At 59.9% G+C, this 24681-nt stretch carries 13 protein-coding genes, 4 tRNA genes and 3 pseudogenes; 12 read left to right on the plus strand and 8 right to left on the minus strand.

Features of this window, described 5'->3' with window-relative positions; all coding sequences use genetic code 11:
* The first annotated feature begins 178 nt into the window (after positions 1-178).
* Positions 179-1072 carry a LysR family transcriptional regulator gene (locus ABH909_RS10625; RefSeq protein ID WP_429432916.1) on the plus strand — a complete coding sequence of 298 codons (894 nt, stop codon included), beginning with the start codon at positions 179-181 and terminating at the stop codon, positions 1070-1072.
* A 4-nt stretch (positions 1073-1076) separates the two neighbouring features.
* Entirely contained in the window at positions 1077-1673 is a 597-nt protein-coding gene (locus tag ABH909_RS10630; RefSeq protein ID WP_429432918.1) for a tRNA-uridine aminocarboxypropyltransferase, read from the plus strand.
* Positions 1674-1812: 139 nt separating this feature from the next.
* On the opposite strand, the gene ABH909_RS10635 is transcribed toward ABH909_RS10630, so the two are convergent.
* From ABH909_RS10635 to ABH909_RS10645, 3 genes are all read right to left on the minus strand, one after another.
* Positions 1813-3177 carry an HlyD family type I secretion periplasmic adaptor subunit gene (locus tag ABH909_RS10635; RefSeq protein WP_123494640.1) on the minus strand — a complete coding sequence of 455 codons (1365 nt, stop codon included), beginning with the start codon at positions 3175-3177 and terminating at the stop codon, positions 1813-1815.
* Positions 3178-3380: 203 nt separating this feature from the next.
* Positions 3381-5540: a type I secretion system permease/ATPase gene (locus ABH909_RS10640; protein WP_429432920.1), complete on the minus strand. Its 2160-nt coding sequence runs from the start codon at positions 5538-5540 to the stop codon at positions 3381-3383.
* A gap of 166 nt (positions 5541-5706) precedes the next feature.
* On the minus strand, positions 5707-7065 hold the full coding sequence (locus tag ABH909_RS10645) for a TolC family outer membrane protein (RefSeq protein ID WP_063341253.1): 1359 nt from the start codon (positions 7063-7065) through the stop codon (positions 5707-5709).
* Between the two features lie 591 nt (positions 7066-7656).
* Between ABH909_RS10645 and ABH909_RS10650 the strand changes: the two genes are divergently transcribed.
* Positions 7657-14043 carry a retention module-containing protein gene (locus ABH909_RS10650; protein WP_429432922.1) on the plus strand — a complete coding sequence of 2129 codons (6387 nt, stop codon included), beginning with the start codon at positions 7657-7659 and terminating at the stop codon, positions 14041-14043.
* 253 nt (positions 14044-14296) lie between these two features.
* On the opposite strand, the pseudogene ABH909_RS10655 reads toward ABH909_RS10650, so the two are convergent.
* Both ABH909_RS10655 and ABH909_RS10660 read right to left on the minus strand, forming a co-directional pair.
* Positions 14297-14389 (minus strand): annotated as a pseudogene (locus tag ABH909_RS10655) (histidine kinase); the annotation flags it as partial.
* A 105-nt stretch (positions 14390-14494) separates the two neighbouring features.
* Positions 14495-14947, minus strand: a pseudogene (locus ABH909_RS10660) (response regulator transcription factor); the annotation flags it as partial.
* A gap of 292 nt (positions 14948-15239) precedes the next feature.
* Between ABH909_RS10660 and pyrF the strand changes: the two are divergent.
* Complete coding sequence (pyrF, locus tag ABH909_RS10665) at positions 15240-15938, plus strand: orotidine-5'-phosphate decarboxylase (protein ID WP_195840113.1); 699 nt, start codon at positions 15240-15242, stop codon at positions 15936-15938.
* A gap of 135 nt (positions 15939-16073) precedes the next feature.
* Here the strand turns inward: pyrF and ABH909_RS10670 are convergent, their stop codons facing one another.
* Complete coding sequence (locus ABH909_RS10670) at positions 16074-17078, minus strand: NADP-dependent oxidoreductase (RefSeq protein WP_429432924.1); 1005 nt, start codon at positions 17076-17078, stop codon at positions 16074-16076.
* 236 nt (positions 17079-17314) lie between these two features.
* Here ABH909_RS10670 and ABH909_RS10675 point away from each other — a divergent pair, with 236 nt between their 5' ends.
* The 4 genes and pseudogenes from ABH909_RS10675 (at position 17315) to ABH909_RS10690 (ending at position 21837) form a co-directional block, all read left to right on the plus strand.
* A complete protein-coding gene (locus ABH909_RS10675) occupies positions 17315-18076 on the plus strand; it encodes an SDR family oxidoreductase (RefSeq protein WP_063341249.1) in 762 nt (253 codons plus the stop codon).
* A 296-nt stretch (positions 18077-18372) separates the two neighbouring features.
* Positions 18373-19764, plus strand: coding sequence for a PLP-dependent aminotransferase family protein (locus ABH909_RS10680; protein WP_429432926.1), 1392 nt, complete (start codon positions 18373-18375; stop codon positions 19762-19764).
* Between the two features lie 987 nt (positions 19765-20751).
* Positions 20752-20976: pseudogene (locus ABH909_RS10685) on the plus strand (HAMP domain-containing protein); the annotation flags it as partial.
* Complete coding sequence (locus ABH909_RS10690; RefSeq protein WP_429439826.1) at positions 20974-21837, plus strand: methyl-accepting chemotaxis protein; 864 nt, start codon at positions 20974-20976, stop codon at positions 21835-21837. The pseudogene ABH909_RS10685 and the gene ABH909_RS10690, both read left to right, overlap by 3 nt.
* A 179-nt stretch (positions 21838-22016) precedes the next feature.
* Here ABH909_RS10690 and ABH909_RS10695 read toward each other — a convergent pair whose 3' ends face one another.
* A complete protein-coding gene (locus tag ABH909_RS10695) occupies positions 22017-22775 on the minus strand; it encodes a hypothetical protein (protein ID WP_429432928.1) in 759 nt (252 codons plus the stop codon).
* A 395-nt stretch (positions 22776-23170) separates the two neighbouring features.
* Between ABH909_RS10695 and ABH909_RS10700 the strand changes: the two genes are divergently transcribed.
* From ABH909_RS10700 to ABH909_RS10715, 4 genes are all read left to right on the plus strand, one after another.
* A tRNA-Glu gene (locus tag ABH909_RS10700) sits at positions 23171-23246 on the plus strand.
* Between the two features lie 2 nt (positions 23247-23248).
* Positions 23249-23324 (plus strand) — tRNA-Gly (locus ABH909_RS10705).
* A 104-nt stretch (positions 23325-23428) separates the two neighbouring features.
* Positions 23429-23504: transfer RNA gene (locus ABH909_RS10710), tRNA-Glu, on the plus strand.
* Positions 23505-23507: 3 nt separating this feature from the next.
* Positions 23508-23583, plus strand: a tRNA-Gly gene (locus ABH909_RS10715).
* 59 nt (positions 23584-23642) lie between these two features.
* On the opposite strand, the gene ABH909_RS10720 is transcribed toward ABH909_RS10715, so the two are convergent.
* Positions 23643-24509 carry a helix-turn-helix domain-containing protein gene (locus tag ABH909_RS10720; protein WP_429432930.1) on the minus strand — a complete coding sequence of 289 codons (867 nt, stop codon included), beginning with the start codon at positions 24507-24509 and terminating at the stop codon, positions 23643-23645.
* Positions 24510-24681: the final 172 nt, after the last annotated feature.

Raw genomic sequence — 24681 nt, forward strand, 5'->3', positions numbered from 1 at the left:
AGCTTGCTCCCGCTGGGCTGCGAAGCGGCCCCAAAACCATTCACCCTGGTGTGTCAGACGGACCGGGGCAGCAGGTTTTACGACTGCTGCGCAGCCGAGCGGGAGCAAGCTCCCTCGCCACAAAGGCATCTTTGAAGCCACAAAACACCGCGCTTTTCCTTGCCCCCGGGAGCATTCAATGGCCAACGCTTTACCCGACCTGAAACTATTGCGCATCTTCGTCAGCGTGGTTCGCCATCAGGGGTTCGCCAACGCCCAGCAAGAGCTCAACCTCTCGACCTCGGCCATCAGCACTTACATGAGCCAGCTCGAAGCGGCCTTGGGCCTGGTGCTTTGCCATCGCGGTCGTGGTGGTTTCAGCCTGACCAGCAAGGGCGAGCTGTTCCATCAGGAAACCCTGCGGCTATTGGCGGAACTCGAAGGTTTCGAACAATACGCCGCCGCCCTCAAAGGCGAGCTGCGCGGAACCTTGAACCTGGGCGTGATCGACTCCACCGTCAGCGATAAGGCCTTGCCCTTCGCCGAAGCCATTGGTGCCTACAGTCAGGAGCACCCGGCGGTGCATTTGCATCTGTCGGTCATGAGCCCTTACGAGCTGCAACTCGGCGTGCAGGACAACCGCCTCGACCTGGCCATCGGTGCCTTTTCCACGCGCATGAGCGGTCTGGTCTACATGCCGCTCTACCGTGAACAACACTGGCTGTATTGCAGCAGTCGCCATCCGCTGTTCACCGAGCAGCGTATTCCCGAGCAAGTCATCACCCAACAGCGCATGGTCGGTCGCGGCTATTGGAGTCAGGCCGAACTGGCCCGCCACGGTTTCAAACACAGCGCGGCGACCGTGGAAAGTATGGAAGCCCAGCTGATTCTGGTGCTGTCCGGCGCCTACATCGGTTACTTGCCGGAGCACTACGCCCAGGCTTGGGCCGACAAAGGTGATTTGCGTGTGTTGCTGCCGGCGACGTTCGGTTATCAGGCGCCGTTTTCGATGATCGTGCGCCGAGGCCGCAGCCGCGAACCGCTGATCCAGACCTTCCGCGACCTGCTCAAAGCGCAGCTCAATCAGGCTTAAGACAATGTCCAGAATCCAGTGCCCGCGTTGCCTGCGTCCGCAAACCCATTGCCTGTGCCCGCTGATCCCGAGCCTCAACAGCCGCACCCGGCTGTTGCTGCTGCAGCATCCGAGCGAAGTGAACCATGCGTTGAACACCGCGCGATTGGCCGCATTGGGGTTGAAGAATGCCGAGTTGATCGTCGGCGAGGTGTTCGATGAATTGCCGGCGCTGTTGAATCAGCCGGGCTATCAGGCGCGGCTGCTGTTTCCCGCCGAGGACGCGCAACCGTTGCAGGCTTACACCGCTAATGATGAACCGCTATTGCTGGTGGTCCCGGACGGCACCTGGCGCAAGGCGCGCAAAATGCTGCACCTCAATCCGTTGTTGGCGGCGTTGCCCAGAGTGACATTGGTCGAGGGCGGGGTGTCGCGTTATCGCCTGCGCAAGGCGCCGGGGCCTGGGGCGTTGTCGACGGTGGAGGCGATTGTGCAGGCGTTGCAAACGCTTGAATCGCCCATCAGTTTTGAGCCGTTGTTAAAACCGTTCGAGGCGTTGATCGAGGGGCAGATTGCGGCGATGGGGGAGGAGGTTTTTCAGCGCAATCATGGGCCGAGATAATCGTTGTTTGTAAGGGCCTCTTCGCGGGCAAGCCCGCTCCCACATTTGATCGCATTTCTCCTGAAGGAACTCGGTCCAATGTGGGAGCAGGCTTGCTCGCGAAAGCGGTAGAACAATCACAGACAATCTCAACTCAAGACTACCTTTCGCGCATCGCCTCGGTCCGCGCTTTCAACACCGGTTTAAGCAAATAATCCAACACACTTTTCTCCCCGGTAATAATGTCCACCGTCGCCACCATCCCCGGAATGATCAGCAGCGGTTTCGCATCCCCGCCCAAGTGATTCTTATCGGTGCGCACCTGAATCAGATAAAAGCTATTGCCCTTGTCGTCGGTGATAGTGTCCGCTCCGATCAGTTCCAGCTTCGCACTCAATCCGCCATAAATTGTGTAGTCGTATGCGCTGAACTTGACCATGGCTTTCTGGCCCGGGTGCAGGAAGGCCACGTCTTGAGGGCGGACCTTGGCTTCGATCAGCAAGTTATCTTCCAGCGGCACGATTTCCACCATGTCGTTGCCCGGCTGGACCACGCCGCCGATGGTATTGACCTTCAGCATTTTGATAATGCCGTGAACCGGCGACACCACGGTGGTGCGCGTCACCCGGTCGTCGATGGCAATGCTTGAAGCGGTGATTTTCGACAGGTCGGTGCGTTTCTCGTTCAGCTCTTTTGCCGCGTCCGAACGGAAGGATTGTTCGGACTCGTCGATCTTGCTTTTGATCTCATTGATCGCCGATTCGGCACGGGGAATCGCCAGGGTCGTAGCGTTCAGCGAGCCGCGGATTTCCACCGCGCTGCGTTTGAGTCGCAGGATTTCCACCGGCGAAACCGCACCGGTGCCCACCAGCGGCGCCGACATGTTCATCTCTTGTTGCAGCAGCGCCAGGCTGGAACTGAACTGCCCCTGTTTGGAACGGAATTCCGCCAGTTCCTGGGTTTTCTGCCGAAGTTGTTCGGTCAGCGTGCGCTGTTCGCTGGCCAGTCGGCGCTGGCGTTGTTCGTACAGCGAGCGTTCGTCCTCGGCCACTTGTGGCGCCTTGGCGATGACTTCCGCGGACAGCTTGAACGGCCGACCTTCCGCTTCGGCCGATAACCGTTCGACTTGCGCGGTCAGCGCATAGCGATCCGCTTCACTTTCACCTTTGTTCGACAGGAATCGCGTGTCATCCAGGCGCAGCAAGGTGTCGCCCTTGTTCACCATTTGCCCTTCGCGCACGAAGATTTCCGTGACGATGCCGCCCTCCAGGTTCTGGATCACCTGAATCTTGCTCGATGGAATCGCCTTGCCTTCGCCCGTGGTGACTTCCTGCAACACGGCGAACTTGGCCCAGACCAGCGAGGTGATCAGCAGCGCCGCCGCCAGCCACACGGTGATCCGCGACCAGCGCGGCGAATCCTGCAACGACGCGCCGGCGGTTTCCGGCATGAATTCGCTTTCGGCACTTTTGCTGAAACTGCCGAGGTAGCTTCGGGCCGCTGAATCCGGTGTTTGAGCAGACATGGGCGATACCCGTCAGTTAGAGAAATAGCCGAACACAAACCTGTGGCGAGGGAGCTTGCTCCCGCTCGGCGGCGAAGCCGTCGCAAAATCTGCCGATAGGGTCCATCTGACACAACGAGGTGAATGGCTTTAGGGCTGCTTCGCAACCCAGCGGGAGCAAGCTCCCTCGCCACAGGTTTTGCATTGGCATCGGGTGGGTGCCCCTAAACCGTCGCAGAGCCGACACGGCCCTTGCGCAGTGCATCGATGACCGCTTCTTTCGGGCCGTCGGCGACGATCCGTCCGTTGTCCAGCACCACCAACCGGTCCACCAGGCTGAGCATCGAGGTGCGGTGAGTGACCAGCAGCAGGGTTTTGCCCTGAATCCAGCCGTGGAGTTTTTGCCGTAGGACGTCTTCGCTGCTGTTGTCCATGGCGCTGGTGGGTTCGTCGAGCAGCATGATCGGCGGGTCGAGCAACAAGGCCCGCGCCAGCAACACTGCCTGGCGTTGACCGCCCGACAGCAACTGACCGCGTTCACCCACCGGTCGGTCGAAGCCATGGGGGTGTTGGCGAGCCAGCTCGGTGACGCCGGTCAGTTCAGCGACTTCGAGCATTCGCGCGTCGCTGATGTAGCGCGCGCCGAGGGTCAGGTTGTCGCGCAGGCTCCCGGCCAGCAATGGCAGGTCGTGGGCGACGTAACCGATTTGTTGGCGCAGGTCGGCGACGTCCAGTTGCCGCAGGTCCAGGCCATCGAGCAGCAACTGGCCTTCTTCCGGCGCATAGAACCCCATCACCAGCCGCGCCAATGTGCTTTTGCCCGAGCCGCTGCGGCCGATGATGCCGATCCGTTCGCCGGGTTTCATGCTGAAGCTGACGTTGGCCAGGGCCGGAGCATTCTGGCCGTTGTAGTGGAACGTCACGCCGCTGACGTCGAGTGCGCCTTGCAATTGCGTGCGCTCCAATGGCCGCTGCTTGGCGTCGCGTTCTTGCGGCAACGACATCAGCGCATCGGTGCTTTTCATGGTCAGTTGCGCTTGCTGATAACGGGTGATCAGCCCGGCGATCTGTCCCAGCGGCGCGAGCACGCGGCTGCCGAGCATGTAGGTCGCCACCAGCGCGCCAACGCTGAGGTTGCCGGCAATGATGCTGTAGACCCCGGCGACGATGGTCGCCATGCCGCAGAGTTGCTGGATGAACAGCGTGCCGTTGGTGGCCAGCGCCGAGAGGTTGCGCGCGTGGCTGTCGAGGCGGGTGAGGGCGCCGTGGGTGCTTTCCCATGTGTGCTGACGTTCGCTTTCGGCGCTGCAGGCCTTGAGGGTTTCCAGGCCGCCGAGGGTTTCGATCAGCAGGGCCTGACGTTCGGCGCCGAGGCTCAGACTCTTCTGCACGGTGTCGCGCAGGCGTGCCTGAATCACCATGGCAAAGATGATCGTGATGGGGAATGCCAACAGCGGAATCATCACCAGCCAGCCACCGAGCAGGCCGATCACCACCAGCATCAGTACCGCGAAGGGCAGGTCGATCAGGCTGGTCAGCGTGACGGCGGTGAGAAATTCCCGCAGACCCTGAAAATCATGAATGCTCTGGGCGAAACCACCAATGGTTGCTGGCCGCGCTTTCATCGCCATGCCGGTGATGCGTTCGAACAAGGTCGCCGAAAGAATCACATCGGTTTTCTTCCCGGCGGTGTCCAGCAAGTGCGCGCGAACCACCCGCAGCACCAGTTCGAAGCCAGTGCCGATCAGCAAGCCGATCGACAGCACCCACAACGTTGAAGTGGCCTGGTTCGGCACTACCCGATCGTAGGTCTGCATCACGAACAGCGGCACCATCAGGCCCAGCAGGTTGATCAGGAAACTCGCCAGAATCGCATCGCTGTACAGCCACTTCGACAACTTCAACGTGTCGCGAAACCATGCCTCCACTCGTGGCACCAGCGGCGCGCGCAGGTCTTCGAGTTCATGCCGCGGCCGGGCGAACAAGGCCTGGCCGCTGTAGTTGGCGGCCAGCTCGTCCGTGCTGACCCATTGTTCTCCGCCATTCGCTTCACTCGGCAGAATCAGCGCCTGACCGTTATCGCCGAAGCGACGCAAGATTGCGCAGCGGCCATGGTTGAGGATCAGCATCACAGGCAGGTTGAGCGCGGAAATCTCTCCCAGTTCACGGCGCAGTACCCGCGCCTGCAAACTGGCCCGGGCCGCTGCGCGCGGCAGCAGGGCCAGGCTCAAACGTTGGTGTGCCATTGGCAGCCCGGCACTCAGGCTGGCGCGACTAACCGTCGCGCCATGAAGTTTGCAGAGAATCAACAGACCGTCCAGGAGCGGGTCGTCGAAGCTCAGACGCGGATCGACGCCAATGTTGCCGGGTTCCATGCTGGTCACTTGATCGCTCCTGTTGAACCGTGGCAATGGATACACATCTCCCTGTAGGAGCTGCCGAAGGCTGCGATCTTTTGATTTTGCTTTTAAAGATCAAGATCAAAAGATCGCAGCCTTCGGCAGCTCCTACGCGGGGTTACGTCATTTCAATTCAGGCAGCGGGGTTAATTCATTTCAGTTCAGGCAAACGAGCTTCGTTTTTCACTTCGGTGGCGGCGATCGCATCGGCAGGCAGCACTACCCGTTGTTTGCTCAGCAACTGACCCATGTTCGCCAGCACGCGGTACATCGAAAACTCCTCGGTGTAGCGCACTTCGGTGTAGCGGCGGTTGGCGTTGTAGAGCTCGTTTTCACTGTCGAGCAAGTCGAGCAAGGTCCGTTGACCCAGGCCGAACTGATCCTGATACGCGGCCCGCACGCGGGTGGTGGTTTCGGCGTACTCACGGGCGGTCGGGGTTTGTTTCTTGGCGTTGAGCATGGCGTTCCAGGCCAGGTGGATGTTCTCGTTGAGCTGGCGCAGGGCGTTGTTGCGGATGTCCAGCGCCTGGTTGATCTGGTGCGCATCGGAGGCCAGCCGAGCCTTGTCGCTGCCGCCGCGGAACAGGTTGTAGTTCATCACCACACCCACTCGCCATTGGTTGTCGTGGCCTTCGTCGCCCTGAATATTGTTATTCGCGCCTACCGCCGCTTCAGCGTCAAAGCGCGGGTAGAACGGCGACTTGGCGACTTCGTACTGGCTCTCGGCCGATTGCACATCGGCCTGGGCGGATTTCAGGTACGGGTTGTTTTCCACCATGCTCTGCTGGGCTTCCGGCAGGGTGGCGGGCAATTCGCCGCGGGTCGATGGCGGCGCTTCGAGTTCATCGGGCATGCGTCCCACGACGCTGTAGAAATTCGTCTCGGCATCGGCCAGATCGACTTCGGCGGTGTCGAGGTTGTTTTGCGCCAGCGCCCGGCGAGCGGTGGACTGGTCGGAGTCAGCGTTGCTGCCGACACCACGCTGAGTGCGCAGGCCGATTTGATCGTTGACCCGCATGTGCGCTTGCAGGTTGTTCTTGGCCAGGGTCACCAGTTCGCGGCGCTTGAGCACCTCGAGGTACACCTCGACGGTGCGCAGGGCCAAATCCTGGGCGGTACCCTGAGCGTAATAGGCTCGCGAATTGGCCACGCCTTTGGTGCGCGCGACTTCGTTGGAGGTGTTGAAACCGTCGAACAGCATCTGCCGCAGGCGCAGTTCCGATTGGGTGTAGTTGAGGATTTCGGTGTGGTGATTGCCCTGCGCCCGCGTGGTGGTGTTATCGCTGTAGCCGCGCCCGTAGCCGGCGTTCAAATCCACCGATGGATAGAAGCCCCCTTTGGCGACTTTAACCTGCTCGTCGGCCGAGAGCCGTGCATCGACCCGCGACGCCAGTTCCGGGTGGGTCGCAATGGTGCTCTGGATCGCCTCGGTCAATGACATCGCCTGAGCCTGAGAAGTGCAGGCCATGGCCAGCAAAATCGCGCTGCAGAGGGGGGTTAAAACGCGCATGGATGCCTCTCCCTGATTCCTGATGGTGCTTAGTGAGTCGCCAAATATTTGACGTTATTTTTAAGTGAAACCGTCTCACCCTTGTTACAACAGAGCTAAGAACATCCTGACGCGAAGCTAAGAAGGATTTCTCATAATGCTTATGTCGAAAAAAACTTATGCGCTCTGAAAAATCCAGCACATTGTTCAATGCGAAAGCCTTTGTTTATGAGCTCTGAGGAGCATCGAAGGGCTTGAAGAAAGTTCAATCCACTTTTCGACACAGAGCGAAGACGTGCTGGAGGGGAGGGAAGCGAAACGGTTTAGAGGCGACAATTTTTTGTCACTCGAGTGATTCAAAACCGTTACGCATCGTTGGCAGGGCGGTTATTGCGGAAGTGGATCCCGATGCCATTGATTGCAGAGGGTTTTATCCCTATCCAGAAATTCCCCGTGCGAGCGACATGCCTGACGAAATTGTCGGGAGGCAGTGGTTTACGTCAGGTAAACGCTTTCTCGGCAAACGATCCGTCAGGCCAACCTGCTTGAACCATGAGCAACTTCTTCGCGCAAACAGGATGCCGACAGCAGTCGGCAGCGGAGGAAATGCACATGGCAACGCTCATCGGTATCGTCAGTAAGGTCATCGGTCAGGTGTACGCAGTGGCGGGTGATGGCACCCGACGCACCCTGGTCGAGGGCGATCGGCTGTTTGCCGGCGAGCAACTGGTCACCGGGGCCGAAGGCGCGGTGGCGGTGCAGTTGAAAAATGGCCAGGAGCTGACTCTGGGGCGTGATAGCAGCTTGCAAATGACGACCCAATTGCTGGCGCATCAGGTCCCGCACGTGCAGACCGCTGATGCGGTGACGCCGAGCCAGGCGCAACTGACTGATGTCGAACAGCTGCAAAAAGCTATTGCCGCCGGCGCCGACCCGACTCAGACCGGTGAAGCCACTGCCGCCGGGCCGGGCTCGGGCGCGCCGGGTGGATTGGGTGGCGGTCACAGTTTTGTGTTGCTGGAGGAAGTGGCGGGCCGGGTCGATCCCACGGTTGGTTTCCCCACCGCGGGCTTCAACGGTATTCCCGAATTCCTCCTGGAACGCCGATACCCCGACAATGGCGACAATGGCGACAACGGTGCAGGTGGTGCGGGGGGGGCAGGCGCGCCGAATAATCCGGTTACCCTCATTGGCCTGTCGGCGGCGGGGGGCGAACTCACCCTCAATGAAGCCCACCTGGCGGACGGTTCGGCCAGCAACCCCGGAGCGCTGACTCAAAACGGCACCTTCACAATCATCGCGGCTGACGGGCTGACCAGCCTGAACATCGGCGGGATCAACGTGATCAGTGGCGGTGTGCCCGCCGGTTTTGCGCAGTCGATCACCACTCAACTGGGCAACACCCTGACGATCACCGGCTACAACCCGGCCACTGGCGTGGTGAGTTACAGCTACACACTCGTCGGCAACGAAACCCACTCGGCTGGCGATGGCGCCAACAACCTCAGTGAACAGTTCACCGTGGTCGCGAGTGACAGCAATGGCGATACCGCCACCGGTTCGCTGGACGTCAACATCACCGACGATGTGCCCAAAGCCATTGACGACACCAACGCCAGTACTGCCTCGGAAACCCTGCTGACCCTGACCGGCAGTGTGCTGCCCAATGACCTCCAGGGCGCCGACCGCATTGCTACCGGTCCCGACAGTGGGCCGATCATCGGCGGCACGTTCAACGGGACTTACGGCACCCTGGTGCTCAACCCCAACGGCACCTACGTCTACACCCTGAACACCAGCGATGCCGACTTCAAAGCCCTGAACGGCGGCGGCAACGGGACCGAAAGTTTCGTCTATACCCTCACCGATGCCGATGGCGATACCAGCACCGCGACGCTGGTGCTGAACATCCATGACAACGATGATCCAGTGACCCTCGACGGCCTGAACGTCAACGGCGGCGAACTCAACGTTTATGAGAAAAACCTCAGCGACGGCACCAGCCCCAACATACCCGCCTTGACCCAAAGCGGCACCTTCACCGTCACCGCCCTGGACGGTTTGCAAACCCTGACCGTGGGCGGTATCGCGGTGGTCACCGGGGGTGTGGTCGCAGGCTTCCCGCAATCGATTGTCACCGCGCTCGGCAATACGCTCACCATCAGCGGTTTCAACAGCACCACCGGCGTGGTCAGTTACAGCTACACCCTGACGGATAACGAAACCCACCCGAACGCCGACGGCACCAACAGCCTTACCGAGAACCTCGACGTCGTCGCCACAGACGTCGATGGCAGCACGGCATTGGGTCAAATCAACGTCAATATCGTCGATGACTTGCCCACCGCCAACCCTGATTTCGCCACGATCGACGAGGGCGCAACGGCCTCGGGCAACGTGCTGAACAATGACGTCGGTGGCGCCGATGGCCCGGCGCTCAGTGGTGCAGTGGTCGGCGTGCGCGCCGGCAGCGACACCTCGACTTCGGCCATCGGTGGTTTGAACACGCAAATCAACGGCACCTACGGCTACCTGACTCTGGATGCCAACGGCAACGCCGTGTACCACAGCAACCCGAACTCGGTCAGCGCGCCGGGCGCCACGGATGTGTTCACCTACACCGTGCGTGATGCCGACGGCGATGAAAGCACCACAACCATCACCATCAACGTGGCGGATTGCACCCTCGTAGCGGCCAGCGATAGCGACGTGACGGTTAACGAAAAAGCTCTGGATCTGACCCAGGATGGCCAGGACTTGGCGGCAGGCACTGTCACCGGCAGCGAGCCTGGCAACACCGGTGAAACCGGCTCCGGTACGCTGGTCGGTGCGGTTACCGGCGCCACCGGCACGATCACTTACACCTTGGTCGGCAGCGCCACCGGGACTTATGGGCAAATCGTGCTCAATCCCGACGGCAGCTACACCTACACCCTGACCTCCGCGCCAGCGACCACGCCCAACGTCAATGACGGGCCGAACACCCTGAGCGAGAGCTTCACCTATCAAGCCACCGATCCTTTGGGCAACAGCGTCACCAGCACCATCGTGATCAATATCGTCGATGACGTACCCACCGCTCACACCGATGCAGTCGCGGTGGCGGAGGGTGGGACCGTCAGCGGTAATGTGTTGGGTAATGATGTGCTCGGCGCTGACGGCCCTGCGGCGGGTGGTGCAGTGGTCGGTGTGCGCGCCGGCAGCGACACTTCGACCTCGGCCATCGGCGGTTTGAACACGCAAATCAACGGCACCTACGGCTACCTGACGCTGGATGCCAACGGCAACGCCGTGTACCACAGCAATCCGAACTCGGTCAGTGCGCCGGGCGCTACGGACGTGTTCACCTACACCGTGCGCGATGGCGACGGCGATGAAAGCACCACGACCATTACCATCGACGTGGTCAACTGCTCCCTCGTCGTGGCTCCCGATACCGACGTGACGGTTCAGGAGAAAGCGCTGGATTTGACCCAGGATGGCCAGGACCTGGCAGCGGGTACCGTCACCGGCAGCGACCCTGGCCATACCGGCGAAACCGCTTCCGGCACGCTGGCCGGTTCCATCACCGGCGCCACTGGCGCAATCACTTACACGTTGGTCGGTAACCCCACTGGCACCTACGGGCAAATCCTGCTCAACCCGGATGGCAGCTACACCTACACCCTGACGTCCGCACCAGCAACCACGCCCCATGCCAACGACGGACCGAATACCCTGAGCGAAAGCTTCACCTATCAGGCCACCGATTCTTTAGGCAACAGCGTCACCAGCACCATCGTGATCACCATCGTCGATGACGTGCCGACTGCTTACTGCGATTCAGTCGCGGTGGTAGAGGGCGGGACCGTCAGCGGTAATGTGCTGGACAACGATGTGCTCGGTGCTGACGGCCCGGGAGGGGGAGGTGCAGTGGTTGGTGTGCGCGCCGGCAGCGACACCTCGACCTCGGCCATCGGTGGTTTGAACACGCAAATCAACGGCACCTACGGCTACCTGACGCTGGATGCCAACGGCAACGCCGTGTACCACAGCAACCCGAATTCGGTGGGCGAGCCGGGTGCCACGGACGTGTTTACCTATACCGTGCGTGATGCCGATGGCGATGAAAGCACCACCACGATCACCATCGATGTCCACAACAACTGTCTCGTAACGGTCACCGATACTGACGTGACGGTCTACGAAAAAGCCCTGGACTTGACCCAGAACGGCCAGGACCTGGCGGCGGGCACGGTCACTGGCAGCGAACCCGGCAACACCGGTGAAACCGGCTCCGGTACGCTGGTCGGTGCAGTCACTGGCGCCAGTGGCGCGATCACTTACAGCCTGGTCGGCAGCGCCACCGGAACCTATGGGCAAATCCTGCTCAACCCCGACGGCAGCTACACCTACACTCTGACCTCGGCGCCGAAAACTTCGCCCACCACCAATGACGGCGCGAACACCCAGAACGAAAGCTTCACCTACACCGCCACTGATGCCGTGGGCAACAGCACCACCGGCACCCTTGTGGTCAGCATCGTCGATGACGTGCCCAGCGCCGTCACCTCCGACCGTTCGGTGCCCGCGGTGCAGATCGATTCCAACGTGCTGCTGGTGATCGACGTGTCCGGGAGCATGGTCGACCCTTCCGGCGTATCGGGGCTGTCGCGACTGGACCTGGCCAAGCAGGCAATCAGCACATTGCTCGACAAGTACGACGATCTCGGTGATGTGAAAGCGCAGATCGTCACCTTCAGCAGCAGCGCCACCAACCAGACTTCGGTGTGGGTCGATGTGGCGACCGCCAAGTTGATCATCGCTACGCTGACGGAGGGCGGCGGCACCAATTACGACGCAGCCGTGGCGGCGATGCAAACCGCGTTCTACACCTCGGGCAAACTCACCGGGGCGCAGAACGTCGGCTACTTCTTCTCCGATGGCAAACCCAACGAAGGCGACATCGGCCCTGCAGACGAGGCCGCGCTCAAAGCCTTCCTCGACGCCAATGGCATCAACAACTACGCCATCGGCCTGGGGAGCGGCGTCAGTAATGACAGCCTCGATCCAGTGGCCTATGACGGCAGCACGCACACCGACACCAACGCTGTGCTGGTGACCGACCTCAATCAGCTCGATTCGGTACTCTCGGGCACCGTACAAGGTGCGCCGGTCACCGGTTCCTTGTTGGGCGAGGGCGGTACTTTCGGTGCCGATGGCGGCTTCATCAAATCCCTCACGGTTGACGGCACCACCTATACCTATGACCCGAAAGCCAACAGCAATCAGGGTTCGCTGAGCTTCAGCGGTGGCGCCAACCACGGCACGTTCAACACCGCCAATAACACCCTGAGCATCGCTACCAATGACAGCGGTACGCTGCTGGTGAACCTCGACACTGGCGAGTACACCTACCTCTCGCAGAAAACCACGACGGCGGTAATCACTGAAAATATCGGCTTCACCGTCAGCGACAACGACGGCGATCTGGCCAGCTCCACGCTGGTGATCAACGTGATTCCGAACACGCCACCGGTGGCAGTCGATGACCATGTCATCACCAATATTCTGTCGGGCAGCCTTGTGGTGCCGGGCGAGCTGCTGCTGGCCAACGACAGCGACGTCAATGGCGATGCGCTCACGGCATCGCCGACCACCTTCAACACCGGCTGGGCGGCCAAGGGCGGGGACTTTACCGGTACCAACCCGAACTTCAGTTTCACCGGCAACAACGTCCAGGCAGTCACCATCGCCCGCAGCGCATTCGTCGCCAACACAGCCGCTATGACCGCGATGTTGGTGGTCAGCGGGGCGCTGGGGTCGGTCAGCGCCAACAATACCAATGATGAGGACCGCATCACCGTCACCCTCAAACAGGGTGAAACCCTCAACCTGGACCACAACCTGGCGGCCGGCCACATCACCCTGGCGTACTCGGTCAACGGCAGTGCTTTCATTGCCATCGCCGACGGCCAGACCATCACTGCCACAGCGGACGGCACGTACCAGATCCACATCACCAACATCGACGACGGTGGTCCGGGCAATAGTGGCAAGGGAGCGGAAAACTACCAGTTGACCCTGACCGTCAACTACGCCGGAGCCCACGACAGCACCCCGGATTTCCACGGCACCTACACCGCCAACGACAACCACGGCGGCAGCGACTCGGCCAATGTGACCATCAGCTATCAGGATGGCCATACGCTGACCGGCACTTCAGGTGACGACGTACTGGTGGCGGGCGCTGGCAACAACGTCATCAATGCCGGTGACGGCAATGACGTGCTCACCGCAGGTGGAGGCAACAACGAAATGCACGGCGGTGCCGGCAATGACGTGCTGTTCAGTGGCGCGGGCAATGACCTGCTCGATGGCGGCGCCGGCAACGACACCGCGAGTTACGCCCACGCCACTGCCGGGGTCACCGTCGACCTGAGCCTGCTCACCGCGCAAAACACCCTTGGCGCCGGCACCGACACCCTGACCGGCATCGAAAACCTCACCGGCTCAAACTTCAACGACAGCCTCATGGGGGATAACAACAGCAACATTATCAACGGCGGTTTGGGTGACGATGTGCTCAACGGCAGGGATGGCGACGACTTCCTCAACGGCGGCCTGGGCAACAATACCCTCACCGGCGGCAGCGGCGCCGACACCTTCCAGTGGCTCAAAGGCAACAGCGGCCACGACGTCATCACCGACTTCACCCCAGGCACCGACAAACTCGATCTGTCGCAACTGCTGCAAGGGGAAAACGGCACCGCGGCATCGCTGGATGACTACCTGCACTTCACCGTCAGCGGCAGCGGCGCATCGGTCATCACCAGCATCGACGTCAGCGCCATGGCCGGCGCCACGCCGAACCAGACCATCGACCTCGCCGGCGTGAACCTGGCCAGCCACTACGGCGTCATCCCCGGGGCGGGCGGGGTGATTGCCGGCGGCGCGGACACGGCGACGATCATCAACGGCATGCTCAATGATCATTCGTTGAAGGTGGATACCGTGTGATCTGAAAGTACAAACCCCGCCATTTCTTTGGAAAGAAATGGTGGGCTTTTTGTTGTTTGGGGTTTGAACGTCAACAGATCGCAGCCTTCGGCAGCTCCTACAGATTCGGTGTTCACCGCCCTATCGCGGTTGAGCACAATCGCGCGTAGGAGCTGCCGAAGGCTGCGATCTTTTGATCTACCAACCCTGTGCCGCTGAAGCAAAAAAGCCAGGCCCGGATTCAGATATCCGACCTTGGTTTTTTGTTATGGCTTTCTTTCTGAAACTGCTGGCTGCGGGCACTGTTGGTGGAGGTGCTGCTGGTGCTTGTATAGCTCGTGTAGTTGCTGCTGACACTACCGATCATTGTGCTCACTCCTTGGAATGGGAAGCCGGTGAGTGCACCGGCTTATCCAGCCTCAAGGGGTGAGTTGTCGTGGGTATGTGGGGTTTGTACCGATTGGTACACACAAATATTGGCCTGGCTCAGATCCTGTGGGAGCGGGCTTGCCCGCGATGAGGTCTGAATCCGTGAGGCCAGTTCCCGTGGCTCGAATGGCTTGGCCATGTAGTCGTCGGCGCCCAGTTCCAGCCCGATGATCCGGTCGGTGGGTTCGCAGCGGGCGGTGAGCATCAGGATCGGGATGTCCGATTCGGCGCGCAACCAGCGGCACAACGACAAACCGTCTTCGCCCGGCAGCATCAGGTCGAGCACCACCACGTCGAAATGCCCGGCTTGCAGCGCCTGACGCATGGCAGCGCCATCGGTGACGCCGCTGGCGTGGATATTGAACCGGGCCAGGTAGTCGATCATCAGTTCGCGGATCGGGACGTCATCGTCGACGATCGGGGCGCGAATACTCCAGCGTTTATCGTCGGTCGGCGCTTTTTGATCGTCGTTCAGAGGTGCTGGGGAGTTGTGCATGCGTGCGTTCATCTGCCAGATAGGCTGCCAACCACAAAGATAGGCTGCGAGGTTGTGGCTTCAGCATAGGCGTCCGGCCGTGAGGCGGGAAGTGCTGTAGGACCTGTTGCGGCTGCCGAGGGTAGCGCTGAAGGGTGTTGTGGACGTGTCGTGTGTGTACCGGACTCGACACAATTGCCGCAGGAGCTAGTCTTGTCTTGGCCGCGACGACGAATTACCGATCATCGGGTCCCGCAGCGGCGCTGGTTCCGCTACAATGCGCGCCGATTTCGACTTGCCTGAGAGCCCACTCATGTCCGCCTGCCAGACGCCTATCATCGTCGCCCTGGATTTCCCTACTCGTGACGCCGCACTGAAGCTGGCCGATCAGCTGGACCCGAAGCTATGCCGGGTCAAAGTCGGTAAAGAACTGTTCACCAGTTGCGCCTCGGAAATCGTCGGCACTTTGCGCGACAAAGGCTTCGAAGTGTTCCTGGACCTCAAGTTCCACGACATCCCGAACACCACCGCCATGGCCGTCAAGGCCGCCGCGGAAATGGGCGTGTGGATGGTCAACGTGCACTGCTCCGGTGGTCTGCGCATGATGGCTGCCTGCCGTGAAGTGCTCGATCAGCGCAGCGGCCCGAAACCGCTGTTGATCGGCGTGACCGTGCTGACCAGCATGGAGCGTGAGGATCTGGCGGGCATCGGTCTGGACATCGAGCCACAGGAGCAGGTGCTGCGTCTGGCCGCGCTGGCGGAAAAGGCCGGGTTGGACGGTCTGGTCTGCTCGGCCCTGGAGGCCCGGGCACTGAAAACCGCGCACCCGTCGCTGCAACTGGTGACCCCGGGGATTCGTCCGGCGGGCAGCGCCCAGGACGATCAACGCCGCATCCTGACCCCGCGTCAGGCGCTGGAGGCTGGTTCCGACTACCTGGTGATCGGCCGTCCGATCAGCCAGGCGGCGGATCCGGCGAAGGCGTTGGCGGCCGTGGTCGCCGAACTGGCCTGATCAAACACCGAAGATCCAATGTGGGAGCGGGCTTGCTCGCGAAGAGGGAGTGTCAGTCGACATCGATGTTGACTGACATACCGCTTTCGCGAGCAAGCCCGCTCCCACATGGGTAGTGTTGTTTGCAGGTATGGGTTAAACCTTCAACACCAACTTCCCGAAATTCTCGCCGCTGAACAATTTCATCAGCGTCTCCGGGAACGTTTCCAGTCCTTCGACGATATCTTCCTTGCTCTTGAGCTGCCCCTTGGCCATCCAGCCGGCCATTTCCTGCCCGGCAGCGGCGAACTGTGCGGCGTAATCCATCACCACGAAACCTTCCATCCGGGCGCGGTTGACCAGCAGCGACAGGTAGTTGGCCGGGCCTTTGACCGCTTCCTTGTTGTTGTACTGGCTGATGGCACCGCAGATCACCACCCGTGCCTTCATGTTCAGTCGACTCAGCACGGCATCGAGAATATCGCCGCCAACGTTATCGAAATAAACGTCGACGCCTTTCGGGCATTCGCGCTTGAGGCCGGCCTGTACGTCTTCGTTTTTGTAGTCGATGGCGCCATCGAAACCCAGTTCATCGATCAGGAACTTGCACTTGTCCGCGCCGCCGGCAATGCCGACTACCCGGCAGCCTTTGATCTTGGCAATCTGCCCGGCAATGCTGCCCACCGCGCCAGCCGCGCCCGACAGCACCACGGTGTCACCGGCTTTCGGCGCGCCGACATCGAGCAGGGCGAAGTAGGCGGTCATCCCGGTCATGCCCAGCGCGGATAAATAGCGCGGCAGCGGCGCCAGTTTCGGATCTACCTTGTAGAAACCTCGCGGCTCGCCGAGGAAATAATCCTGCACACCGAGGGCGCCGTTGACGTAGTCCCCCACGGCGAAACCCGGATTGTTCGAGGCGATGACCTTGCCCACGCCTAATGCACGCATGACTTCGCCAATGCCGACCGGAGGGATGTAGGACTTGCCCTCGTTCATCCAGCCACGCATGGCCGGGTCTAGGGACAGGTATTCGTTCTTGACCAGAATCTGACCCGCCGCCGGTTCGCCGACCGGTACTTCTTGATAGGTGAACGTCTCACGGGTGGCCGCGCCCACGGGACGTTTGGCGAGCAGGAACTGGCGATTGGTCTGGGTAGTCATGACAGGCACTCAAGATGAATGAAGTCTTGTTGATAGACCTTCATGGGCGATGTCGCAAGGTTGGCTGACGCTGCGAATGCACGTCGATCCAGTGCGGTGATAGTCATGGCGCCGGTTTTATCACTGCAACGCATGGGGGCCCAACCGGCCTTCTGATAGTGCTGCCGCGCCATACGCCCCTGTGACTAGACTGGCCACACCCGATCCCCGGCATTCTTCCTTCTGAGGACATAACAATGAGCATGACGTTTTCTGGCCAGGTTGCCGTTGTGACAGGCGCGGCCAACGGTATTGGCCGCGCGACCGCTTTGGCGTTCGCCGCCGAAGGTTTGAAAGTGGTGGTCGCCGATCTGGACGCGGCCGGTGGTGAAGGCACTGTGGCGCTGATTCGCACCGCCGGCGGTGAAGCGACCTTCGTGCGCTGCAACGTCACTGTGGAAAGCGAGGTAAAAAATCTGATGGACGAGGTGGTGAATACCTACGGCCGTCTCGACTATGCCTTCAACAACGCCGGTATCGAAATCGAGAAAGGCAAACTGGCAGAAGGCACGATCGATGAGTTCGACGCGATCATGGGCGTCAACGTCAAAGGCGTCTGGCTGTGCATGAAGTATCAGTTGCCGTTGTTGCTGGCCCAGGGCGGCGGCGCAATCGTCAACACCGCTTCGGTCGCCGGCCTGGGCGCTGCGCCGAAGATGAGCATCTATGCCGCCTCCAAACACGCCGTGATCGGCCTGACCAAATCGGCGGCCATCGAATATGCCAAGAAAAAGATTCGCGTGAATGCAGTGTGCCCGGCGGTGATCGACACCGATATGTTTCGCCGCGCCTATGAAGCGGACCCGAAAAAGGGCGAGTTCGCCAATGCCATGCACCCCGTAGGGCGTATCGGCAAGGTCGAAGAAATTGCCAGCGCGGTGCTGTACCTGTGCAGCGATGGCGCGGCATTCACCACTGGTCATTCATTGGCGGTGGATGGTGGGGTCACGGCGTTTTAATGCTTTAGGTCGCGCCACAGGGATTCAGGCAAACACAATCTTTGTGGCGAGCGAGCTTGCTCGCGCTGGGCTGCGTAGCGGCCCCAAAATCTTGTAAGTGCTACGCCCTCAAGCGGAAGCAAGCTCCCTCGCCACAGGTTCTCTGCACTACACACATTGGCGTCGGTTCCGTGAAGACGCCGGTCATTGTGTTTCAAATGGTTAGAACCGAGGGTTTTGACGGCGTTGTCGCACATCCCCCGGAGCGCTCCTGTGATTAACTGTTCCCCGCAAAACGGACAGGAGTTTGCTTACTCATGGAGTTGAGAATCGATCGGGAGGCATTGGTGCCTGTCGTGCAGCAAATCGTCGACGCATTGGCCGACTGGCTCCGTCGCGGCGAGGTGACGCCGGGAGCGCGTTTACCTTCCGTGCGACAAATCGCGCGGATCAATCTGCTCAGTCAATCCAGTGTCGTCGAGGCCTGTGAACGGCTGGTGGCTCAAGGAGTACTGGAGGCGCGTAGCGGGGCGGGTTTCTTTGTCGCGACAGCGGCGCTGGCCGCTCAGGGGCAACGGGATTTTCCCTGGTTCGAAGGGCTTGAGGAGAAGCAAAGCGGCCATGTCGGGGAACTGAAACTGGGTTGCGGCGGGCTACCCGAAAGCTGGCGCGAGACTGATGACCTGAGCTACGCCATACGCCAGATCAGTCGTACCGACATGGCCGGGTTGTTCAACTACAGCACGCCGCTGGGCCTGCCTGCCTTGCGCCAGCAGATTCTCAAACGGTTGAAACAACTGAGTATCGAGGTGGATGAAAGCCGAATAATGACCACGGCTGGGGCCAGCCATGGGCTCGATCTGATTGTGCGCACGCTGTTCAAACCGGGCGATTGCGTGGTGGTGGAGAGTCCTGGTTATTCGATGCTGTTCGATCTGCTCAGGCTGCACGGGGTCAGCATGATCGAGGTGCCACGAACCCCACGCGGGCCAGATACCGACGCACTCGAAGCAGTGCTGCTTAAGGACAAACCCCGTGGCGTGTTCATCAACAGCTTCTATCACAACCCCACCGGCAGCAGTTTGACCCCGGCGGTGGCTCAGCGGGTCCTGCAACTGGCTAAAAACCATGGCGTACCGGTGATTGAAGACGACGTCTATGCGGATTTCCACAGCGGTCCCGGCACGCGCCTTGCGGCCCTCGGCATCGATGACAACGTAATCTACGTCGGCAGCTACTCAAAAACCCTCAGCAGTTCGTTGCGGATCGGTTTTGTAGTGGCCAATGCCGATGTGATTTCGCGACTGGCGAAAGTCAAGATGATCAGCAGCATGGGCGCTTCACGGTTCAGCGAGTCGGTGCTGGCGAGTCTGTTGGCCAGCGGTGCCTACCGCAAATTGGTGCAGCGTCAGCGCCAGCGTTTAAGCATTGGCAGAGAAGCGGCCTTGCAGCTGCTCGAAGAGGCGGAGTGGGAGGTTTTCGGCAAACCGGTTGGCGGCCTGTTCATCTGGGCGCGATCGCGCAACGCTGACGATGCTCAGGTGCGCACTCAGGCTCGGCGCTTTGGTGTCCTGCTGTCTTGCCCGACGGCGTTCAGTCCGACCGGCCAGGTTCATGACTGGCAGCGGATCAACATAGCTTATGCCTGTGATCCTCGCGCCCGGGCATTTTTTCAGGCCACCGCTCTGGATCGACCTCAAGCGTTCTGAAAGCGACGCGGGCGTAGCTTTTTGCCATTATTCCGCCGCCAGAGACTTGTGTTGGCACAAGCCCGTTGCGAATCTGCATCAACAGACAATGGCAGGGGACTACGCGCAATGATTTCGGCCGTGCAAGGACGTTTTGCCAACCTCGGTATGGCGAAAAAACTGGGTGTCGGGTTTGTATTGGTGCTGCTGTTGACCGCGTTGGTAGCGGCCATCGGCGTATGGTCCCTGCAAACCATCAGTCAGCGCTTCGACGGGCTCAAGCAGATGTCGTCGCTCAACAGCGGTTTGCTCAAGGTTCGCCTGCTCGAGCAGGAATACGCCTTGCACGGTAATCCGAAAACCGTGGACGCCTTGCACGCCGGGGTGGACGCTCTGATCGCTCTGGCGAGCGGACTTAAGGCGCAATCGGCGGCCAATGTGCCAATCATGAATGACGTCGAACAATCTCTGGGGGCCTATCGCAAGGCGTTCGACGAGTTTGTCTCGCTGAGTCAGGCCAAGGACCTGGCACTGGAAATGGCCAGTTGGTCGGTGTCCAGCGTGGCCAATAACCTGGACGTGCTGCAGGCCGGGCTCGCCGATGATGGTGCCTATACCTTGAAGGAATCCGAGGGCAAGGACGGCGCGCAATTCATCGAACAAGCCAATCAGGTCAGCCAGGTTGCACGGCTGATGTTGCAGGCCATGAACGAAGCACGGGTACGCCTGGACCAGAGCCGCAAGGGCGATGACAGCGGCGCGCAGGGCAAGATCGAGCAAGCCGATCAGGCGCTGACCCAGGCCGAGCAACTGAAAACCACGATCAAGGACGAGGGTTACCAGACGGTCCTCAATGAAGTGTCCGGTCACATCGCCGGTTTCAGTGAAAAACTCGCCGAGTACACTGGGCTGTTGGCAGAAGAAAAAACCGTCTACGGGCAACTCCACCAGCGCGCCGCTCAAGTGGTGGAACGGGTGGATCAGGCCTACGTTGCCGAAGACCTGTCGATGCAGGCAGAGCTGAAAAAGAATTCGCTGTTGATCATTGGTTCCTCGGCTCTGGCCTTGCTGGTGGGGCTGATCGCTGCATGGGTGATTACCCGGTTGATCGTCGCGCCGCTGCGCAGTGTGATCCGTGTCGCTCAGCAAATCGCATCGGGCGATTTGAGTGCAACAATTGAAGTGACCCGCCGTGACGAGATCGGCCAGTTGATGCAAGCCATGCAGCAAATGGGCGCAGGGCTGAGCAATATCGTCAGTGGTTTGCAGGCCGGTATCGAACAGCTGGCGAGCTCTGCCCAATCGCTGTCGGCGGTAACCGAACAGACCAATCTGGAAGTCAGCAGCCAGAAGGAAGAAACCGAGCAGGTCGCCACCGCGATGAATCAGATGACTGCCACGGTGCACGACGTTGCACGTAATGCGGAAGAGGCTGCCCAGGCGGCGCAGACAGCCGATGGCAAGGTTGAGAGCGGTCAGCAGGTGGTGCGACAGAGCATGGCGCGGATCGAACAATTGGCGGACTCGGCTACCTCGGCCAGCTCCAGCATCGAAAGCCTCAGTGCGCAAATCCAGAACATTGGCACGGTGCTCAGCGTGATCAAAAGTGTTGCCGAACAAACCAACCTGTTGGCGCTCAATGCGGCCATCGAGGCAGCTCGGGCTGGCGAGCAGGGCAGGGGTTTTGCGGTGGTGGCCGATGAAGTTCGCGCGCTGGCCAAGCGAACCCAGCAATCGACCGAGGAAATCGAACAGCTGGTCAGTGCCTTGCGCTCGGCGGCGCAGTCGTCGGTGCAGCAGATTCAGAATAGCGGCGAGTTGGTGAAACTGGCGGTGAGCGATGCATTGCAGACCGAGAGCGCGTTGGGAAGCATTGCGGCAGCGGTGTCGTTGATTCAGCAGATGAACCAGCAGATCGCAGCGGCTGCGGAAGAGCAGAGTTCAGTGGCCGAGGAGATCAATCGCAGTGTCACCAGTATCCGCGCCAGTGCGGATCAGTCGTCGCTGGCGATGCAGGGTAATGCCGCATCGAGTATTGAGTTGGCGCAGCTGGGGGTTGAGTTGAAGGGGATGGTGGGGCATTTCAGGTTGTAAGCGCTGCCTTCCATCAATTCCAACGTTTGAGCGACGAAAATCCTGTGGGAGCGTGGCTTGCCCGCGAAGAATGCACCGCGGTATTTCAGGTGCTACGCGTCATCGTTCTTCGCGGGCAAGCCACGCTCCCACAGGTTCTGCGTCTTAACTTACCGGCATTAACCTGAACCAGTGGCTTTTCAGTCGTAGATCGCTTTTTTCTTCCAGTCGGCATCAGCCTCGACGTCTTTGAGACCTTCAGTCAATTGGTTCACTTCGCCTTCAACCGGGGCGATGGTGTCCATGACCTGGGCGTTGGCGCGGACCAGGAGTTTCTCCAGGTATTCCAGCTGTTCTGCGTAAATCTGCGGTTCCTGTTGTTTGCGCAGGTATTGCACGCCGCGTTCGAAGGCCAGACGAGCCTGGCCGGGCTGGTTTTGCTGCAGCGAATGCTGGCCCAGGTTGTTGAAGAATTCGATGTGCAGCAGGACCAGGATGTGGCGTACCTCGCGGATCCAGCGCTTGGCTTCGTTGGGCGGCAGGAAACCATCCTGTGCCGCGCGGGTGATCTGGCCATGCAGGGCTTCGAGCAAAAAGCGCACGTCTTTGGCTTTGGCTTCGGTCTGGATCGGTGCCGGCGGGTTGTTGACCGGGATCGATTCGCCCTGGGCGACGAGGGTACTCAGCTCGGCAATCCGTGCCTTCAAAGTCGTGTTGGTTTTTTCCAGGTTCAGCAAGCGCTGGCAGACGTTCAATTCTAGACGGGTCAACAGCAGCTTGAGGGTCGGTGTCATCAACTGGCCGGGGAAGGTCTCGGTGATTTCACCGCAGCGACGCAGGCGGTCATTGAGTTCAACCTTGGTGCGGGCCTTTTCCAGCTTATTGTTCTCCACCACATGGTTCATGTAGCCAATGGCGATCAATAGTGCGATCCCGGCTACGACTAGCAGGGTGATCATGAGTGGTGTCACCGGTAAGACCTCTTTTATTAGGGTTCGCGTGCGAGTCGAGTGTAGTAGCTTGGCATTTGGGCGCCTAGGTCGCTCGACGAGTTGAATCGGCTCTGGCTCTGTTTATATCGGCCGTAACGCCGGATAGATAAGTAAATAGCAGGCGAGATGCACATTGCCATCATCCGCGCCGGGACTATAACTCCTTGCTGGATGCCAGAATATAGGCGCCAAAGGTCAGTCGACGGAAAAGCCTCAATCGCTGCTGAAAGCAGGGCGAAGTCATTGATTTAAATAAATTTATATCTGGGGGTTGACGACCCCTCAATCCATCCATAGAATGCGCGCCACTTACAGCGTAAAGCACACAGCGAAACGCGGTAGGGAGTGAATGTTGTACGTGTGTCCCCTTCGTCTAGTGGCCTAGGACACCGCCCTTTCACGGCGGTAACAGGGGTTCGAGTCCCCTAGGGGACGCCAATGCGGGAATAGCTCAGTTGGTAGAGCACGACCTTGCCAAGGTCGGGGTCGCGAGTTCGAGTCTCGTTTCCCGCTCCAGTTTTAAACGGCTTTGCTTTCGGGCAGGGCTGAGTGAAACCAGAACCTGATCTTCGGATGCGGATCTGGGCACCGAAACACACACCATGTGTTCCGGGCAGCGTGTCCCCTTCGTCTAGTGGCCTAGGACACCGCCCTTTCACGGCGGTAACAGGGGTTCGAGTCCCCTAGGGGACGCCATTTGCGGGAATAGCTCAGTTGGTAGAGCACGACCTTGCCAAGGTCGGGGTCGCGAGTTCGAGTCTCGTTTCCCGCTCCAAATTCAAAAAAACGCCGCTCATTGAGCGGCGTTTTTTTATGCGCGTGAAAAAAGCCGGCTCAACTTCCGAGGCTCTGCACCAGGCTTTCGAGCACTTCAGCGGTTGTATCTTCCAGCGCCGGTTGCGCTGCCACTGCTCTGAGTTGGCAGGTCAAACGGTATTCACTGGGCGTGCAGTTGACGAACTGCTTGAAGGCGCGAGCGAAGTAGGACGGGTCCTTGAAGCCGGCTTCATAGCCGATGCTGGTAATCGGCATCTGGCTATTGTCGAGCAGTTGTTTGGCGAAGCTCATGCGCTTGTTCAGGATGTAATCGGTAAAACCAACGCCATTGGCTTCCTTGAACAGGCGGCTGAAGCGAAAGGTCGTCATGCCGCAACGCTTCGCCAACTCTCTCTGATCGATGCTGTCGCGAAAGTGCTGGTCGATGTACAGCATGACGTGGCTCAACGCCTGGTGTTTTTGGTGTCCCGAGGTCAATCGGATGCTATCCGGCAAGGTCGGGGAGTGATCGATCAGCGAGGTCTGGCCCTGGCCGTTGGCATTTCGGCGCAACTCGCACAGCTGCACCACTGCTGTCAGATAGCGCTTTCTCTCAGTGCCTGAGAGCGGGAGCACCATGTATTCCCAGACGCTGGAACGCATGGCCCATACCGCCAGTTCTTCCGAGTGCTGCACAGTGAACATGGTGATCGGGATGGTGGGGGTGGTGCGTTTGATCTCCAGCAACAGCCTCAAGCCCGGCGTGTCGGGGCGATCGAAATGGATGCAGATCATGTCCGCCTGTTCCCCGTGGGGCAACACGGAGTTTTTCGCCAATTTGCAGTCGCAGGCGCTCTCGAACTGCGCGATGAGTTCCTTGGTGGAATGGTCGTGGGTCAGATCGAACCACAGTAGCGATGGCCTTCTGGTCAAATTGGACGTCATGTCTCTACTCTGCGGTTCTTCATGCCGTTCTCGGTGAGTAGTATTGTCAACGTGAACTGACTTTGCAGATTAAATGCTTATAAAGAACTGATGCTTTAGTTCTATGAGCTCTATGTTTAGTTGCAGAATCAGCGCCATCCCAGTTGTTTGGTAGCGTGGATCGATGTCACGA

The sequence above is a fragment of the Pseudomonas sp. BS3782 TE3695 genome, from assembly GCF_050435305.1.
Lineage (GTDB): Bacteria > Pseudomonadota > Gammaproteobacteria > Pseudomonadales > Pseudomonadaceae > Aquipseudomonas.

What these genes read in the sequence shown, in the direction of transcription:
- ABH909_RS10625 (WP_429432916.1), top strand. Translation starts at nt 179, where the DNA reads ATGGCCAACGCTTTACCCGACCTGAAACTATTGCGCATCTTCGTCAGC.
- ABH909_RS10630 (WP_429432918.1), top strand. Translation starts at nt 1,077, where the DNA reads ATGTCCAGAATCCAGTGCCCGCGTTGCCTGCGTCCGCAAACCCATTGC.
- ABH909_RS10635 (WP_123494640.1), bottom strand. Translation starts at nt 3,177, where the DNA reads ATGTCTGCTCAAACACCGGATTCAGCGGCCCGAAGCTACCTCGGCAGT.
- ABH909_RS10645 (WP_063341253.1), bottom strand. Translation starts at nt 7,065, where the DNA reads ATGCGCGTTTTAACCCCCCTCTGCAGCGCGATTTTGCTGGCCATGGCC.
- ABH909_RS10650 (WP_429432922.1), top strand. Translation starts at nt 7,657, where the DNA reads ATGGCAACGCTCATCGGTATCGTCAGTAAGGTCATCGGTCAGGTGTAC.
- pyrF (WP_195840113.1), top strand. Translation starts at nt 15,240, where the DNA reads ATGTCCGCCTGCCAGACGCCTATCATCGTCGCCCTGGATTTCCCTACT.
- ABH909_RS10670 (WP_429432924.1), bottom strand. Translation starts at nt 17,078, where the DNA reads ATGACTACCCAGACCAATCGCCAGTTCCTGCTCGCCAAACGTCCCGTG.
- ABH909_RS10675 (WP_063341249.1), top strand. Translation starts at nt 17,315, where the DNA reads ATGAGCATGACGTTTTCTGGCCAGGTTGCCGTTGTGACAGGCGCGGCC.
- ABH909_RS10680 (WP_429432926.1), top strand. Translation starts at nt 18,373, where the DNA reads ATGGAGTTGAGAATCGATCGGGAGGCATTGGTGCCTGTCGTGCAGCAA.
- ABH909_RS10690 (WP_429439826.1), top strand. Translation starts at nt 20,974, where the DNA reads ATGGGCGCAGGGCTGAGCAATATCGTCAGTGGTTTGCAGGCCGGTATC.
- ABH909_RS10695 (WP_429432928.1), bottom strand. Translation starts at nt 22,775, where the DNA reads ATGATCACCCTGCTAGTCGTAGCCGGGATCGCACTATTGATCGCCATT.
- ABH909_RS10720 (WP_429432930.1), bottom strand. Translation starts at nt 24,509, where the DNA reads ATGACGTCCAATTTGACCAGAAGGCCATCGCTACTGTGGTTCGATCTG.